The sequence below is a fragment of the Streptomyces sp. NRRL F-2580 genome, from assembly GCF_000720115.1.
GTDB lineage: Bacteria > Actinomycetota > Actinomycetes > Streptomycetales > Streptomycetaceae > Streptomyces.
Window position 1 is genome coordinate 40256 of sequence record NZ_JOIR01000011.1, and the last position, 14201, is coordinate 54456.

At 75.0% G+C, this 14201-nt stretch carries 11 protein-coding genes; 3 read left to right on the forward strand and 8 right to left on the reverse strand.

The annotated features are described in order from the left end of the window. Positions 1 to 10: 10 nt before the first annotated feature. Together IF88_RS0113640 and IF88_RS0113645 are read left to right on the forward strand one after the other, a co-directional pair. Positions 11 to 529 (forward strand): acyl-CoA thioesterase, encoded by a 519-nt coding sequence (locus IF88_RS0113640; RefSeq protein ID WP_051836834.1) that lies wholly within the window; start codon positions 11 to 13, stop codon positions 527 to 529. Then, positions 526 to 1248: a hypothetical protein gene (locus IF88_RS0113645; protein ID WP_030710733.1), complete on the forward strand. Its 723-nt coding sequence runs from the start codon at positions 526 to 528 to the stop codon at positions 1246 to 1248. Before IF88_RS0113640 ends, IF88_RS0113645 begins: the two co-directional genes overlap by 4 nt. 44 nt (positions 1249 to 1292) lie before the next feature. Here IF88_RS0113645 and IF88_RS0113650 read toward each other — a convergent pair whose 3' ends face one another. Further along, positions 1293 to 1697 (reverse strand): globin, encoded by a 405-nt coding sequence (locus IF88_RS0113650; RefSeq protein WP_030710735.1) that lies wholly within the window; start codon positions 1695 to 1697, stop codon positions 1293 to 1295. 113 nt (positions 1698 to 1810) lie between these two features. Here IF88_RS0113650 and IF88_RS0113655 point away from each other — a divergent pair, with 113 nt between their 5' ends. Further along, positions 1811 to 2800, forward strand: a complete 990-nt coding sequence (locus IF88_RS0113655; protein ID WP_030710737.1) for a methyltransferase domain-containing protein — start codon at positions 1811 to 1813, stop codon at positions 2798 to 2800. On the opposite strand, the gene IF88_RS0113660 is transcribed toward IF88_RS0113655, so the two are convergent. The 7 genes from IF88_RS0113660 to IF88_RS0113690 all read right to left on the reverse strand — a co-directional run bounded on the left by IF88_RS0113660 (position 2801) and on the right by IF88_RS0113690 (position 13998). After that, positions 2801 to 3871, reverse strand: coding sequence for an FHA domain-containing protein (locus IF88_RS0113660; protein WP_030710739.1), 1071 nt, complete (start codon positions 3869 to 3871; stop codon positions 2801 to 2803). Positions 3872 to 3915: 44 nt separating this feature from the next. Beyond that, the gene (locus tag IF88_RS0113665; protein WP_030710741.1) at positions 3916 to 5241 is read right to left on the reverse strand and encodes a VWA domain-containing protein; all 1326 of its coding nucleotides are present in this window, start codon (positions 5239 to 5241) and stop codon (positions 3916 to 3918) included. 33 nt (positions 5242 to 5274) lie between these two features. Next, entirely contained in the window at positions 5275 to 6924 is a 1650-nt protein-coding gene (locus IF88_RS47775) for a protein phosphatase 2C domain-containing protein (protein ID WP_234323519.1), read from the reverse strand. Between the two features lie 3 nt (positions 6925 to 6927). After that, complete coding sequence (locus tag IF88_RS0113675) at positions 6928 to 10056, reverse strand: tetratricopeptide repeat protein (protein WP_030710745.1); 3129 nt, start codon at positions 10054 to 10056, stop codon at positions 6928 to 6930. Further along, positions 10053 to 11342, reverse strand: coding sequence for a hypothetical protein (locus IF88_RS0113680; RefSeq protein WP_030710746.1), 1290 nt, complete (start codon positions 11340 to 11342; stop codon positions 10053 to 10055). The genes IF88_RS0113675 and IF88_RS0113680 overlap by 4 nt, the downstream gene beginning before the upstream one ends. 128 nt (positions 11343 to 11470) lie before the next feature. Then, the gene (locus IF88_RS0113685; RefSeq protein ID WP_030710748.1) at positions 11471 to 12475 is read right to left on the reverse strand and encodes a glutamate ABC transporter substrate-binding protein; all 1005 of its coding nucleotides are present in this window, start codon (positions 12473 to 12475) and stop codon (positions 11471 to 11473) included. Positions 12476 to 12588: 113 nt separating this feature from the next. Then, positions 12589 to 13998, reverse strand: a complete 1410-nt coding sequence (locus tag IF88_RS0113690; RefSeq protein WP_420710948.1) for a hypothetical protein — start codon at positions 13996 to 13998, stop codon at positions 12589 to 12591. Between the last annotated feature and the right edge of the window lie 203 nt (positions 13999 to 14201).

Consider the following 14201-nt stretch of genomic DNA (forward strand, 5'->3'; position numbering starts at 1 on the left):
GGTAGCCGTCATGGCCAGACACCACTACCGGTGCCCCCTGCGCTGGGCGGACATGGATGCCTTCGGGCACGTCAACAACGTCGTCTTCCTCCGTTACCTGGAGGAGGCGCGGATCGACTTCATGTTCCGCCTCGCGCCGGGGGAGGGCAGCGAATCCTTCACGGGCGGCTCCGTCGTGGCCCGTCACGAGATCGACTACAAGCTGCCCCTCGTGCACCGTCACGAGCCGGTCCTCATCGAGTCCTGGGTGACCCGGATAGGCGCCGCGTCCCTGACCATCCGCTACGAGGTCAAGGACGAGGCGACCGAGGACGCGCCCGAGACGGTCTACGTGCGCGCCGAGACCGTGGTCGTGCCCTACGACCTCGCCGCGGGGCGGCCCCGCCGCATCACGGCCGAGGAGAGGCGCTTCCTGGAGGAGTACCTCGACGAGCCCGTGGCCGCGTCGGCGGGTGCGTCTGCTTCCGCTTCTTCCTCCGCGTCCGCCTCCGCTTCCGGCGACCGCCGGGAAGGACGCCTCGCGGCATGAACGACCAGTTGCGCTTCGCCGACTCCGGGGAGGCGGCGGACCTCACCGCCTTCCTGGGCCGGCTGGTGCACTACGACCGCGCCGCCGCCGTCCGCCTCCAGGCGGGCGGCGGTGCGCTCGGCGTCTTCGGACGGCCACCGTCCTTCGAGGTCCTGGCCATCCGTACGGTGCGGCTCGCCGCGCCCGTCGCCACCCCGCTCGACCTGACCGTGTCCGCCGGCGAGCTCCTGGAGTCCGTGGACGAGGCCTCGGCCGCGGCCACCGTGCCCGGGCCGGTCACCGGACCGCCCTGGACCGGGGTGCTCCCGCCCCGCGGCGGCTGGCGGCAGCTGCCGGGGCTGCCCGGCCCGCGGGAGATGGGCGAGGCCGTGGCGGCCGCCGTCGCCGAGTTCCGCGCCCGCGACGAGGCCCTGCCGGCGCAGCACCGGACCCGGTCCGAGCGCGACCGCATCGGCCGCGAGATCTGGTCCCGCACCCTGGGCGACACCGAGCTTCCGCTGCGCGTCGTCCACGCCGCGCAGTCCCTGGGGTTCCTGCGGCCGGTACGGACCGCCGTGCCCGCCTCCGCGCCCGCAGCCCCCGCGCCCGCCGCCCCCGACCCCGTGGCGTTGCTCGCCGCCGGGAGCTGGCTGCGGCTGCGCACTCCGTACGGCTCCGTCGCCACCCGCCGCCCCGGCGCCACCGGCGGCCTGGGCGCCCTCCAGGTCCGCCCGGTCTGACCGTCCGCCCGGTCTGACCGTCGGCCCGCGGGCCCGGCCGGGCCCTAGCCCGCCGTGTTGATCATCGAGGCGGCGGCGTACGTCAGGTACTTCCACAGCTGCGCCTCGTGCTCCGGCGCCAGGCCCAGCTCGTCCACGGCGACCCGCATGTGCTTCAGCCAGGCGTCGTGCGCCGCAGCGTCCACCTGGAACGGCGCGTGCCGCATCCGCAGGCGCGGGTGCCCGCGGTGCTGGCTGTAGGTGGTCGGCCCGCCCCAGTACTGGATCAGGAACAGCGTGAACCGTTCCTCGGCGGGGCCCAGGTCCTCCTCCGGGTACATCGGGCGCAGCAGCGGGTCCTCGGCGACCCCCTCGTAGAAGCGCCGGACGAGGCGGCGGAAGGTGTCCTCCCCGCCCACCTGCTCGTAAAAGGTCTGCTCCTGAACCGTGCCCCGCGGAATCTCATTCACCTGACCATCGTCTCAGACACCCGGACGGAGGACCGGGGTCCTAGGACTCTTCCACGGCGGCCGGCAGGGGCCGCGCGTTCGCACGCGAAGGCCATGCGCAGGACAGTGGAGGCATGGGCGCACACACCGCACGCACCGAGACGCGCGATCTGCGGGAGACCGCGCACGCCGCCCAGGTGCGGGAGCTGACCGCCGCCGGGGTGCTGGAGGATCCGCGCTGGCGGGCGGCGTTCGCCGCCGTGCCCCGGCACGTCTTCGTCCCCTACTTCTGGACCGGCCGCGGCGCCGGCCACGAGCGGCTCTGGGCCGAGGACCCCGACCCCGAACGCCGGGCCCGCTGGCTGCGCGGGGTCTACATCGACACCCCGCTGGCGACCCGGCTGCGCGACGGCCGGCTGGTCTCCTCCAGCAGCCAGCCCTCCCTGATGGCGAAAATGCTGCACGCCCTCGACGTGCGCGACGGCGACGACGTCCTGGAGATCGGCGCGGGCACCGGCTACAACGCGGCCCTGCTCTGCCACCGGCTCGGCGACGAGCACGTCACCACCGTGGACCTGGACGAGGAGATCACCGAGTCCGCGCGGGCGCACCTGGCCCGGCTCGGCTACCATCCGGCCGTGGTCACCGGGGACGGCGCGCGCGGCTGCCCCTCCCGGGCCCCCTTCGACCGGATCATGGTGACCTGCACGCTGCCGCTGATCCCGCACGCCTGGCTCGGCCAGTGCCGGCCGGGCGCGCGGATCCTGGCCCCGCTGTCGACCGGGCTGATCGCGCTCACGGTGCGGGACGCCGGTTTCGCGGAGGGCCGCTTCCTGCACACCTCGGCGTACTTCGTCCCGCTGCGCGGGGCCACCGCCTCGCCGCCGCCCGAGCCGGGCGGGACGACGTACGGGATCCCGTACGAGCTGGTGGAGAACGAGCGGTTCCAGTTCATGCTCGTGCTCACCGCAGGCGTACTGCACCCCCGCGAGGCCCTGGACCTGTGGCGCAGCGAGGGCCGTCCGGCCCGCGAGCGCTTCGGGGTCTCGGTCAGTCCGGAGGGCCAGTGGTCCTGGCTCGACGATCCCCAGGGGCCCTACGTATGGCCCCTGGGGGAGGCGTGATCAGCCGCGGCGGATGGTGATCGTGGTCCAGGCGCCCACGTGGACGCGGTCGCCGTCGGCGAGCGGGACCGGGACGTAGGGCTGGATCGGCTCCTCGCCCCCGTTGATGGTGGTGCCGTTGGTGGAGTTCTGGTCCACCACCGCCCAGCTGAGGTCGGGCTGCTGGACGAGGACCGCGTGCTGGTGGGAGACGCCCGGGTCCTCCGGCGGCACCGACAGGTCGATGTCGGGGGACTCGCCCGTGGAGGCGCGGCGGCGCCCGATGGTGATCTGGCCGCCGGAGAGCGGAAGATGCTGCTCCGGGGAGTAGGCGGGCAGGTTGAGCCCGGCCGCCTCGGGGCCGCTGCGCTGCATCATCGCCATGAAGTACGAGCGGTCGGGGCCGATCGTCGCGGACCAGGCGCCGCCCTGGGGCGGGAAGGGCTGGTGCTGCTGAGGCGGAGGCTGCTGCTGGTAGTGCTGCTGCGGCGGGGCCTGCTGCTGGTACTCCTGCTGGTACTCCCGCTGCTGCGGCGGGGGCTGCTGCTGGTACTGGGGCTGCGCGGGCTGCTGGTACTCCCGCGGCTGCTCGTGCGCGGGCGGCGGCAGCAGCCAGTCGTCCTCGCGCTGGAGCGGCTCGGCCGGCCGGTTGACCCGGGACGGCCGCGAGCCCTGGTACTCGAAGTGGTCCTGGGAGTAGTTCCCGGGAGCGGGCACGGGCGGCGGAGGCGTACCACCGGGGCCCGGACCCGGACCGGGACCAGGGCCCGGACCGGGACCAGCACCAGGACCGGGAACGGCGCCCGCACCCGTCGGCTGCGGGCCCGCGTCCGGCGCCGGCGGCGCGTACGAGGTCGCCGAACGGGTCAGGAAGTTGTACCGGCACTCCTCGCAGAACGGGGCCATGGCCTCGCGCGGGGTCCGGCACTGGGGGCAGAGCTCGGCCTGGGCGGTCGGCTCACCGGCGGTCGGGGGGAAACCGTAGCCGTAGGAGGGCACCGCGGGAGGCCCCTCCGGGGCACCCATGCGGTGGCCGCAGACCTCGCACCAGTCGTCGGAGGCGGACTGGTGCCCGTTCGGGCAGGTCGGCATGGCGGCGCTTCCCCCTTCTTCTCCCTGCGTCTTCACGTCAGGTCTCAGGACTTCTTCACTCGGACGGTCTGCGTCGATCGCGTTTCAAGAGTCATCTCGTCGGCATCGGCGACCCTGGCTTTCAGCCGCACAGTACCCGCCACGGCGTCCACGACATCCACCACCTTCGCCAGGAGCTTGGCTGTGTCGGCGTTCCCGGAGGCGCTCGCCAGTTGTACGGCGCGTCCCAGTTTGGCCGTGGCGCCATCGACATCGCCCAGTTTGCGGGCTTCCAGGCCCTGTTGGATGGCCTGCGCCAGCTCCGCCTGCCCGGTGTAGTGGGCGACCTGCGGGCTGATGGCGGTGGACGCGGCCAGATCGGTCGTCCACACCGCGCGCACCAGGCCCTGGGCGAGAACGGTCTCGGACCCGCCCGCCGCTCCCGGCAGGACGAGCGTGGCGCGGGCGGCGAGCATCTCCTGGCCGACGGCCGCACCCGGGACGCGCACGCACACGTGGTACTCGCGGGACTCGTCGCCCCACGAGCCGGTCGGGTAGTCGCCGGCGCGCGGGCCCGCCGCGACGCGGCGGTCGGTCAGGTCCTGCACGGCGGGCGCGACCTGCTTCACGTACTGGATCTCCGCGCCGACCGGGGTCCACAGGCGCAGGGCGACGTCCGCGACCTCCTTGCCCATGACGTTCTCCATCATGCGCGTGAAGTCCTCGGTCAGGTGCGCCGGGTCGGCCACGATGTCGGCGGAGCCGAGCAGCGCGCTCGCGATGCCCGTGACCTCCTTGACCTCCCAGTCGGTCCCCACCCCGCGGGCGTCGCAGGTGAAGCGGCCCGCGCAGGCGTCGAGGGTGGCCCGGAGGACGCCCGGCTCCTCGTGCTCGTTGCGGCCGTCGGTGAGCAGGATGCCGTGCCGGATGACGGCCGTCGAGCCGCGCAGCAGGCCGTCGGCGAGCCGCAACCAGGTGCCGATGGCGGTGCCGCCGCCGGAGCTGAGCCCGCGCAGGGCCTCCTTGGCCTGGGCCCGGGTCGTCGGGTCGGCCACGGCGAGGCGGCCTTGGCCCGGGTAGACCTCCTTGGCCACGTGCGTACCGGCGATCACGGCGAAGGCGGTGCCGTCGCGCAGGGTGTCGACGGCCGCCGCCGTGGCCTCGCGGGCGCCCCGCATCTTCTCCGGCGGGTACTCCATGGACCCCGAGCAGTCGACCATGATCACGACGGCGGCCGTGCCGTCGGCGGCCGCCGCCCGGGTGGCCGCGGCACCCCCGGTGGCGGTGACCGTGACGATGGCGTGGACGTCCCGCCCGCCCTCGGGGAGGAACTCGTTCTGGTACACCTCCACGGTGAAGCGCGGGGCGCTCGGCTTGGCGAAATTCGCCATCGGTGGGACTCCTAGGTGGCTTGGGCAGGCGGGTCAGACCTGCGGGCGCGCTTCCGGTTCCGGTCGTGCTGCCGGGCCCGGCTCCGCATCGGGTTCCGGTTGCTGCTCGGGGTGCGTGGCGAACGGCACCACGGCCACGGTGACGTTGTCGTGGCCGCCGCCGTCGAGGGCGTGCCCCACCAGGACCTGCGCGCTGTGCAGCGGGCGGGTCGCGGCGTCGGCGGGCAGCACCTGGGCCATCTCGCGTGCGGACTCCGCGTAGTTCCACAGTCCGTCGGTGCAGACCACCACCACCCCGGGGTGGTCGGGCTTGAAGGTCGCGGTGTGCGGTTCGAGGTCGTACGCGTCGGCCCCCAGCCAGCCGGTGATGGCGTGCGCGCGGACGTCCGCGTAGGCCTCGGCCTCGCCCATCAGACCGGCGGCGACCATCTGCGCGGCCCACGAGTCGTCCTCGGTGAGCCGGCGCGGCAGCGCCGCACGGTCGTCGGGCACCCAGTACGCACGGCTGTCGCCCACCCAGCCGATGGTCAGCAGGCCGCCGCTGACGACCGCGCCCACCAGGGTGCAGGCAGGCGCGTTCTGCGCGCCCGGGGTCTCCGGGGCCAGGGCGTTCACCGCGGCGGCGGCGGCCAGGATCGCCTCGTGCATGGCCTCCTGCGGGTGGGCGCCGCGCGGCAGCGCCTCCAGCAGCGCCTCGTTGGCGGCGCCGGCCGCGGCGGCCGAGGCCTCGTCGGGGCGGCTCGCGGAGGAGACGCCGTCGCAGACGATGGCCACGGTGGCGGCGGACCCGTCGGGCAGGGCGGTGGCCGCCACGGCGAAGGAGTCCTCGTTGCGGTGGTGGCGCAGCCCCCGGTCACTGACGGCGGCGACGCTCCCGAGCTCCTCTTCGAGGTGGTCCCGCTCCCGGGGCTGTGCGTGCCCGCAGTGCTCGCAGTACCCGTCGGTGTCCACGTGTCCGGCCCGGCAGGCGACGCAGGTCTTGCCGCCGGCCGCCGCACCCGGCTGGGACCCGTTTTCGTAGGGTGCCGCCTCGTACGGGGCTGTCTCGTACGGGGCTTCGCCCGTGGCCCAGGGCGTCTCCTCCGCGGGCGTGCCGGGGCTGCCGCCGGGCCGGTCGTGGCGGGTCTCGGCGCCGTCCGCCCAGCCCTGCGGGCCGGAGGGCCGGGGCCCGGACGGGCCGTCCGGCGCCGGCTCGGGTCCGTCCGCGGCGCTGCCGCGGGGCCGGCCGACGTACCCCTGCTCCGGGGCGGACCCGGGGGCGTACGGACCGTCGTCCGATTCCCACGCGGTCCCCTCCGGGGGCGTGCCGGTGCCGTACGGGCCCTGGTGGCCCGGGCTCCCGTACGCGGCCTCGGCCGGGCCCGGGTGCGGCAGGAGCCCGGGCTCCGACGTGGCGGCGCTCCAGCCGGCCGGCTCGTCGACGAGCGTCGGCGCGGCCGCGGCCACGCTGCCCCAGCCGGGCGCCGGTTCGGCGGCGCCGTCGTGGTGCGCGCCGGGCGCCGGGGTCCCGTAGCCGCCCGCGGGGACGGCCGGCGGGGCCGGTGGGATGGGCCTGGTCGGATGGTCCGCGGACGCACCCGGGGGAGGGGCGGTCACGGCGTAGCCGCAGACGCCGCAGAAACGGTCACCCTCCTCCAGGGGTTCCGCGCAGCTGGGGCAGCCCGACAGCCGATGCATCGACATCACTCACACCCACGTCCGGGGACGGAAACGGTTTGCCCGCTCCACCAGTTCGATCCTCTCCTCGCCACGCCGCGCAAGCCGTGCGAGGACGCGGTACGAGCGCTCCAGTCCGAAGCGCAGGCCCCGCTCGTCCAGTTGACTGCCGAGCAGCGAGGTCCGGCCGGGGTCGGAACCCCGGCTACCCGACAGTACCCAGTCCAGGGCCGAGCCCAGAACCTCCGTCGCGAGCCGCTCCCGCCGCTCCGGGTCCAGCCCGAACCGCCGCAGGGCCTCCACCTGGTCGGCTGCCGCCGCCAGGTCGGCCAGCAGCGCCTCCTGCGGGGACCGGTCGTGCAGACGTGCGCGTACCGCCGCCACCCGGGCGGCGGTGTAGTGGATGGACGCCTCCGGTACGGACTCCAGCGTCCGCACGGCTCCGTCCCGGTCACCGGCGGCCAGCTGGACCCGGGCCAGCCCGAAGGCCGCGCTCACGAACCCCGGGTCGGTGATCCACACGAGCCGGTAGTACTCGGCGGCGTTGTCCAGCTGCCCCAGCACCTCCGCACACAGCCCGAGGGCCAGCTTCGGCGCGGGCTCGCCCGGGAAGGCGTCGTAGATCGCGTCGAAGGACAGCGCCGCGATCTCGTTGTCACCGATGGCCAGCGAGGCGATGCCGCGGGCCCACACCACCCGCCAGTCGTCCGGATGCCGGGCCTCCAGCTCCGCCAGGGTGCGCCCGGCCGAGGACAGCTCGCCCAGCTCCAGCCGGGCCCGCAGCTCGCGCAGCCGCAGCTCGGCCGAGTCGGCGGGCGCCGAGGCCAGCGCGCTCAGCAGGTCGCCCGGCGCGGAGGCCAGCAGACCCGTCAGGAAACCCGCGTTCGGATCGCCCGCGTCCACCAGCGGCACGGGCAGCGCCAGCGCGGTGTCGCGGGCGTCCAGGGTGGTCGCTCCCGCCGGGGCCGCCGCCGCGGTGGGAGCGGCCGGGGACACCGGGGCCGGTACGGGCCCCGGGCCCGGTGCCTGCCGGGCCCGCGGCACGGCCGCCCCGGCCACGTGCGTGGCGGTGGTCCCGAGCGCCGGGACCGGAGCCCCGGCCGGCCCGGCCGCGGGCGTCCCGCCGAAGGGCGCGGCCGCCCACGGGCCGGCGCCCCCGGCGGGCGACGCCGAGGCCGGGCCTCCCACCGCTCCGGGCGCCTGCGTCCCCGTACCGGCCGGGCCGCCGGTGGGCGCGGGACCGCCGAGGTGCGGCTGCCCCCACGGCCCGGGCGCCCCGGCCGGGACGGAACCCGAGCCGTACGGGGTCACGCCACCGGCGGGCGCTCCCGCGGGCGGGGAGACGCCGCCCGGCGGGGTACCGGGCAGCCCGGCCCGGCTGCCGGCGGGCACAGCCGTCCCACTGTGCGCGGGTCCCCACGGGCCGGAGGCCCCGGCGGGCGCCGCTCCGGGCAGGGGCGTCCCGCCCGGCGGCGTGCCACCGGTGAGCGCGTGGCCCTGCGGGCCGGAGGCCCCGGCGGGCAGGGCCGCGCCGCCCGGCGAGTGCGCTCCCGTGGGACGGGCCGGGCCGCGGCCGAGCACCCCGAACAGCCCGCCACCCCGCCGGGAGGCGAGCGGGCGGTGGCCCAGCCGGGACACGACCGTGCCCGGGGCGTCGGCGAACAGCCGAGTGTCCGGAACGCGCAGCTCCGGGCCGAAGAGGGTCGACAGCTGCGGCCGCGGCCGGCCCGTCTGGAGCGCGACCACCTCGCGCAGCACGCCCGTCAGCTGGTCCGCCATCTCCTGCGCGGAGGAGAACCGCCGCCCCGGGTCGGGGTCGGTCGCCCGGACGAGCAGCCGGTAGAAGGACTCGTACCGTCTGAACACCTCGATGTGCTCGGGGTCCGGCAGCGAATCCACGAACACGTTCGTGTAGCCCTGGAAGTCGAAGGTCAGGACCGCCAGCGTCCGCGCCACCGTGTAGAGGTCGGAGGCGACCGACGGGCCCAGCTCCGCGACCTCCGGCGCCTGGTAGCCCACCGTGCCGTAGATGGCCGACTCCTCGTCGTCCATCCGGCGCACCGCGCCCATGTCGATCAGCTTCAGCTGGTCCTGCTGCTGGATCGCGTTGTCCACCTTGAAGTCGCAGTACAGGAGGTTCCTGCTGTGCAGGTGGCCCAGCGCCTCCAGCGCCTCGATCCCGTACGCGCACGCCTGCTCCACCGGCAGCGGATCGCGCCGCCCGTCCGGCCGCCGCCGCTCGTTGGCGATCTCCTTGAGCGACTTGCCGCCGACGTACTCCATGACGATGTACCCGTCCAGCGAACCGGTCCGCTGGTCCAGGTGCTCCACGAAGTTGTAGATCCGCACGATGTTCGAGTGCTCGATCTCCGCGAGGAAGCGCCGCTCCGATATCGCCGCCTCCATCGCGTCCTGGTCGCCCGTGTCGAGCAGGCCCTTCAGGACCACCCACCGGTCCGCGACCGCCCGGTCCACCGCCAGGTACACCCAGCCGAGACCGCCGTGCGCGAGGCAGCCCGCCACCTCGTACTGGCCGCGCACCACATCGCCCGGGTTCAGCTTGGGCACGAAGGAGTACGGGTGCCCGCACTTCGTGCAGAACCCTTCCGTCCGGCCCGGCCGGTCCCCGCGGGAGCGGCCCACCGGGGCCCCGCAGTCCGAGCGCGAGCAGAACCGCTTGCGCTCCGGCACCTCCGGGTTCTCCAGGACCGCCGCCGAAGGATCCGGACGCGGCACCTCCGGAACGTTGACCAGCCCCGCTCCCAGCCGGCTGCGCCCCGAGGACGCCGCCGAGCCCGAACTGCGCACCGACACCGACCGGGTGGACACCGTCCCCGGCAGGGACCGCGACAACCGACCCGACACCGAGCGACGGGAGGACGAGGACCGGGAGGAGCGGGCCGAGGCCGAGGACCGCGCCGAGCCGTGCGAGCCCTGCGACCCCATCGACCCACGAGACCCACGGGAGCCGCCGGATCCCAGCGAACCCCGGGCCGCGCTCGTCATCCCCGTCGGGGGCGACACCAGATCGTCCGCACCCGCCGCGACCGAGCCGATCGGCGCCAGCCCGCAGGTGTCGCAGTACAGCTCGCCGCCGCCCATGTCCTCGTACGTCCCCGGGCAGCCGGGGCGAACGCACGCGGTTCCGACCAGACTCATGCGTCCTCCTTCCCCGGCCCCTCGGGCCGGAACTGCTCGGGTCGATGATCTTCCTGCCTCGCCTGCTGCGGCACCAGCGACTCCGCCGCCGCCTGCTGATACCGCAGGACGGCCTGCTCGGCGGCCCGCAGATCGCAGGGCGCGCTCCACAGCATCCGGCGGGCCGCGTCGTACCGCTCGACCAGCACCGGATCCTCCGCCATTCCGTGGCGGGCCACCTTCGCCTTGTACGCGTCGAGCCGCCCCCGCAGCTCGGCCCGCACCGCCAGTGGCGCCGTCACGGCCGTCAACGATTCACGAGCCCGCCGCAGTTCCTCCTCGGCCCGCACCTCCAGGGATTCCAGCAGCGGCGAGAGCCGGTGCCAGCGCGACTGACGCCGGTGCTCGGCCGCCGCCGCCAGCTGCTCCTGCAGCACCGTCGGCGGCCCGCTCACCGCCGGCACCTCGGACGCGGCGATCTTCGCCAGCACCTCACCGCGCGCCGTCCGCGCCTCCGCCAGCGTCCGGTCGGCGCGCGAGAGCACGTCCCGCAGGCTGATCAGCCGCTGCTCGGCGTCCTGCCGCACGTCCAAGACCGCCTCGACCTCACGGCGTACGTCCTCCAGCGCGAGCGCCGCCCGGTCGTAGCGCGCGGTGTCCGGACGGCCACCACCCGGCGCCGCGCTCCCCGCCGCCGGCAGCCAGAACGCCAGCGGGTCCGCGATCACCTGCGCCCGCAGCTCGGCCAGCTCGGCCGTGATGTCCTCCAGGTCGTCGCCCGACGGGTGCTCGCCCGGGCGCACCCCCACCGAGTGGGCCAGCGAGCGCGTGCGGTGCAGCTCCGCGGCCAGCAGGTCGATCCGGGCGGGCAGCGCCGACCACACCGCGTCCGCGGCGACCACCACGTCCAGCGAACGCGCGTACAGATCGTTCATCCGCGCCACCAGCTCCGCGAGCGAGAGCCGCTCCGCCAGCGCGACACCCTCCGCCGCCGCCCCCGCGATCAGCACCCCCGGCCCGCGCAGCCGCTCCGTCAGCTCGATCAGGTCCTCGCGGTTCGGCCAGCGGCGCCGCTCCCGGACCTGCCGGGCGGCCGTCAGGGCCCCGCTGTAGGCGTCGAAGTACGTCCACAGCCGGGTGATGTCCGCGTCGGCGGCCGTCCACCGGTCCTTGGTGACCCCGGTCAGCGCGGCGCCCTCCAGCAGCCGGCGCCCCGCGTGGTCCTGGAGGGCGAGCAGCGAGGTCTCGACGGCCTCGTGCTCCGCGCCCAGCCTGGCCAGGGCGCGGTCGACGCCGTCCCGGTCCATCACTGCCGAACCCGCCTCCACCGACTGTGCCTCCGCTTCCGCTGCCGCCTCCGTGTCCCTCTCCGTGCGTTCCGCGTGCTCCGCGTCCGGTCCCGTGCCCGGCCCCGTGCCCGAAACCGCCACCGGCCTCAGCCGTCCCGGTACTTGGGAGCGGGCGGCGCGGACACGCCGGGCAGCACCGGCTGGAGGTGCTTGAGGTACGCCTTCATCCAGGGGCTGTCATTGCCGCCCGCGCGGTAGTTCTCCAGCACCTTGTTGACCCGGCGGACCAGGTCCGAGGCGTCCTTGTTCATCGCCACCCCGTAGAACTCCCGGGTGAAGGGCGAACCCACCAGCTGCACCGAGGGGTCCTGCGCGGCCTGCCCGGCCGCCAGGGCGTTGTCCGTGATGATGCCGTCGACCTCGCCCAGCTGGAGCCGGACCAGGCAGTCCAGCTGGTTGGCCACGGTGACCGGGACCGAGCCGTACGACTGCGCGTTCAGCGCCGCCTCCGCCGTGGAACCGGTCGCGAAGCAGATCCGCTTGTCCTTCAGCGAGGTGTCGTACCCGGTGATCGCCGAACCCTTGGGGGCCAGCACCTGCTGCCCGGCCTCGAAGTAGGCCGTCGAGAAGGCCACGTCCTCCAGCCGCTTGCAGTTGATGGTCATGGTCCGCACGACGATGTCGACACGCCCCTCCTGGAGGGCCGGGACGCGCTGACTCGTCGGGATGGCCCGGTAGATCACCGCGTTCTCGTCGCCCAGGATGTCCCGGGCGATCGCCTTGACCAGGTCGATGTCGAAGCCGTCGAGGCGGCTGCCCTCCGCCGTCTGGTTGCGGTAGCCCCAGCGGAAGCTGTTCTGGTCGACACCGGCGACGAGCTTGCCCGCCGCCTTGATCCGCGCGATGGCGGCGCCGTCCACGTCCGACGGGCGCAGGCTCGCCTCCGGGTCCTGGCAGGTGTCCGTCAGGGACCACGGCGCGGCCGGGGCCACCGCCATCGAGGCCGGCTTGCGGACCGCCGGACCGCCGGTGTCGGGCGTCGCGTGGGCCAGCGGCAGCAGCACGACCGCGGCCGTCACCGCACAGGCGACGGCCATCGCGCTCACACCGCCCCAACCGCGCAGCCGGCCCGCGGCCCGCCTCAGCCGCATGCCGGACACGGCGCCGCCCGCGGGCCCGGGGCCCTCCTGCGCCGCCCGGCCCTCGTGGCTCCCGTACCCCTCGTGACCTTCGGCGGCCCGCCTCGCTCGTATCCGCATCGCCTTCACCTGTACTCCGAAAGCCTGCGCCCGATACCGAGCACCGCCGCCGCCGCTCCGATGATCACCAGGGCGGCCGCGCCCGTCACCAGACCGCCCAGCGCGCCGAGCCCCTCCCGCGCGGCCCGGGTGAACTCCCGCTGCTCGTGCGCCACGGCCTGGTCCAGGGAGGCGTCCACCGTGTCGAAGGCGGCCCCGCTGCTCTCCTTGTGCTTCTCGTCCCCGACGACCTGGGGCAGCGCGGCTTCGTAGTCGCCCTTCAAGTCCGCCTCCCGGGCCGCCGTGTGCCGCTGCTTCCACTGCTGCACGCCGTCCACCGCGCGGTTCACCGGGCTCCGGCCGGCCTCGTCGTCGGCCAGCCGCAGCGCGGTCGCCAGCCCGGCGTCCAACTGCTTCATGTTGTTCGTGAAGTCCACGTCGTACTTGTCGGACTTCTTGTCCTCCGCCAGTACGGCGCCCCGCGCGATCAGGGTCAGGTTCTCACCGGCCCGCGCCTGCAAGGAGGCGATCCGAGCGTCGTTGAGCACCTTCATCGACTCCTGCCCGTCCGCCCGCGCTTCACTCAGCGAGGAACGCGCCACCGTGTGGCCCACGGCCAGCCACAGCAGCACCACCACCGACGCGGCCGTCGCGGCCACCAGCCCGTGGTTGAAGACCCGGTTCGTGTGCCGGTAGTTGCGCCGCTGCGCCCACACCAGGCCCGCCATCGCGAGCAGGCCCGCGCCGAGCGAGGCGAGCGGCCAGGACCGGGCGTCGTCGTAGTCCTCGTAGAGCCGGCCGGTCTCCGCCTCGTACAGCCGCTGCGCGGCGGGCAGCAGCTGGGTGGTCATCTGCTCGTTGGCGTACCGGAGGTAGGCGCCGCCCAGCGGCAGCCCCTGCCGGTTGGTGGCCCGGGCCTGCTCGATCAGGCCGGTGTAGCGCGGCAACTGCTCGCTCAGCAGGGCGATCTGCTCGCGGGAGTCCTCGTTGCCGCCGGTGTTGGCGGCGGCGCTCACCAGCAGCTTGGAGGCGTTGGCGATGTCCTTCTCGTACCGCTGGCGGACCTCGTGCGGTTCCTGGGCGCCGAGCAGGAAGCCGCTGGAGGAGGTCGTGTCGGCGTCGGCCAGGGACCGGTAGATGCTCGCCGCGTCCGCGCTCAGCGGCTGGCTGCGGCCCACCACGTCGTCGGCGGCCGTGGTCCGCTCGGAGATCTCCCAGACGCTCACCGTGCCGAACAGCACGATCAGGGCGGCCAGTGCGGCGCCGATGATCCGCAGCCGGCCCGGCTCGGTGGTCGCCGCCTCGCGCAGCCGCTCCACGCCCTCGGCCCAGGCGGTGCTCCGCCCGGGCGGCCCGTCGGGCGGCGAAGCCGACGCCCCGGCGGGCGGTACGGCAACACCGCCCCCGGGCGCGGGCGCGCGTGATGTGATCGCCACCGTGACCTCCCCCTCGGTCCTGTCGTCGCCCCCAGCCAACGGCGGGAGGCACCCCCTGCGCAGCAGTATGGACGTAGTGCTGGTCGACCACAGCACCCGGTGCCGCATCCGGGACGATGCCTCCCCGCGGGCGCCCTCCGCCACCCCTTCACCGTCAATACGCCCGCACGAGCGCCACGGTTCCAGACCGGCGGCCTTCCGGG

Excerpts from the sequence above, each read along its gene's own strand:
- IF88_RS0113640 (WP_051836834.1), top strand. The coding sequence starts at position 11 with ATGGCCAGACACCACTACCGGTGCCCCCTGCGCTGGGCGGACATGGAT.
- IF88_RS0113645 (WP_030710733.1), top strand. The coding sequence starts at position 526 with ATGAACGACCAGTTGCGCTTCGCCGACTCCGGGGAGGCGGCGGACCTC.
- IF88_RS0113655 (WP_030710737.1), top strand. The coding sequence starts at position 1,811 with ATGGGCGCACACACCGCACGCACCGAGACGCGCGATCTGCGGGAGACC.
- IF88_RS0113660 (WP_030710739.1), bottom strand. The coding sequence starts at position 3,871 with ATGCCGACCTGCCCGAACGGGCACCAGTCCGCCTCCGACGACTGGTGC.
- IF88_RS0113665 (WP_030710741.1), bottom strand. The coding sequence starts at position 5,241 with ATGGCGAATTTCGCCAAGCCGAGCGCCCCGCGCTTCACCGTGGAGGTG.
- IF88_RS47775 (WP_234323519.1), bottom strand. The coding sequence starts at position 6,924 with ATGTCGATGCATCGGCTGTCGGGCTGCCCCAGCTGCGCGGAACCCCTG.
- IF88_RS0113675 (WP_030710745.1), bottom strand. The coding sequence starts at position 10,056 with ATGAGTCTGGTCGGAACCGCGTGCGTTCGCCCCGGCTGCCCGGGGACG.
- IF88_RS0113680 (WP_030710746.1), bottom strand. The coding sequence starts at position 11,342 with ATGGACCGGGACGGCGTCGACCGCGCCCTGGCCAGGCTGGGCGCGGAG.
- IF88_RS0113685 (WP_030710748.1), bottom strand. The coding sequence starts at position 12,475 with ATGCGGCTGAGGCGGGCCGCGGGCCGGCTGCGCGGTTGGGGCGGTGTG.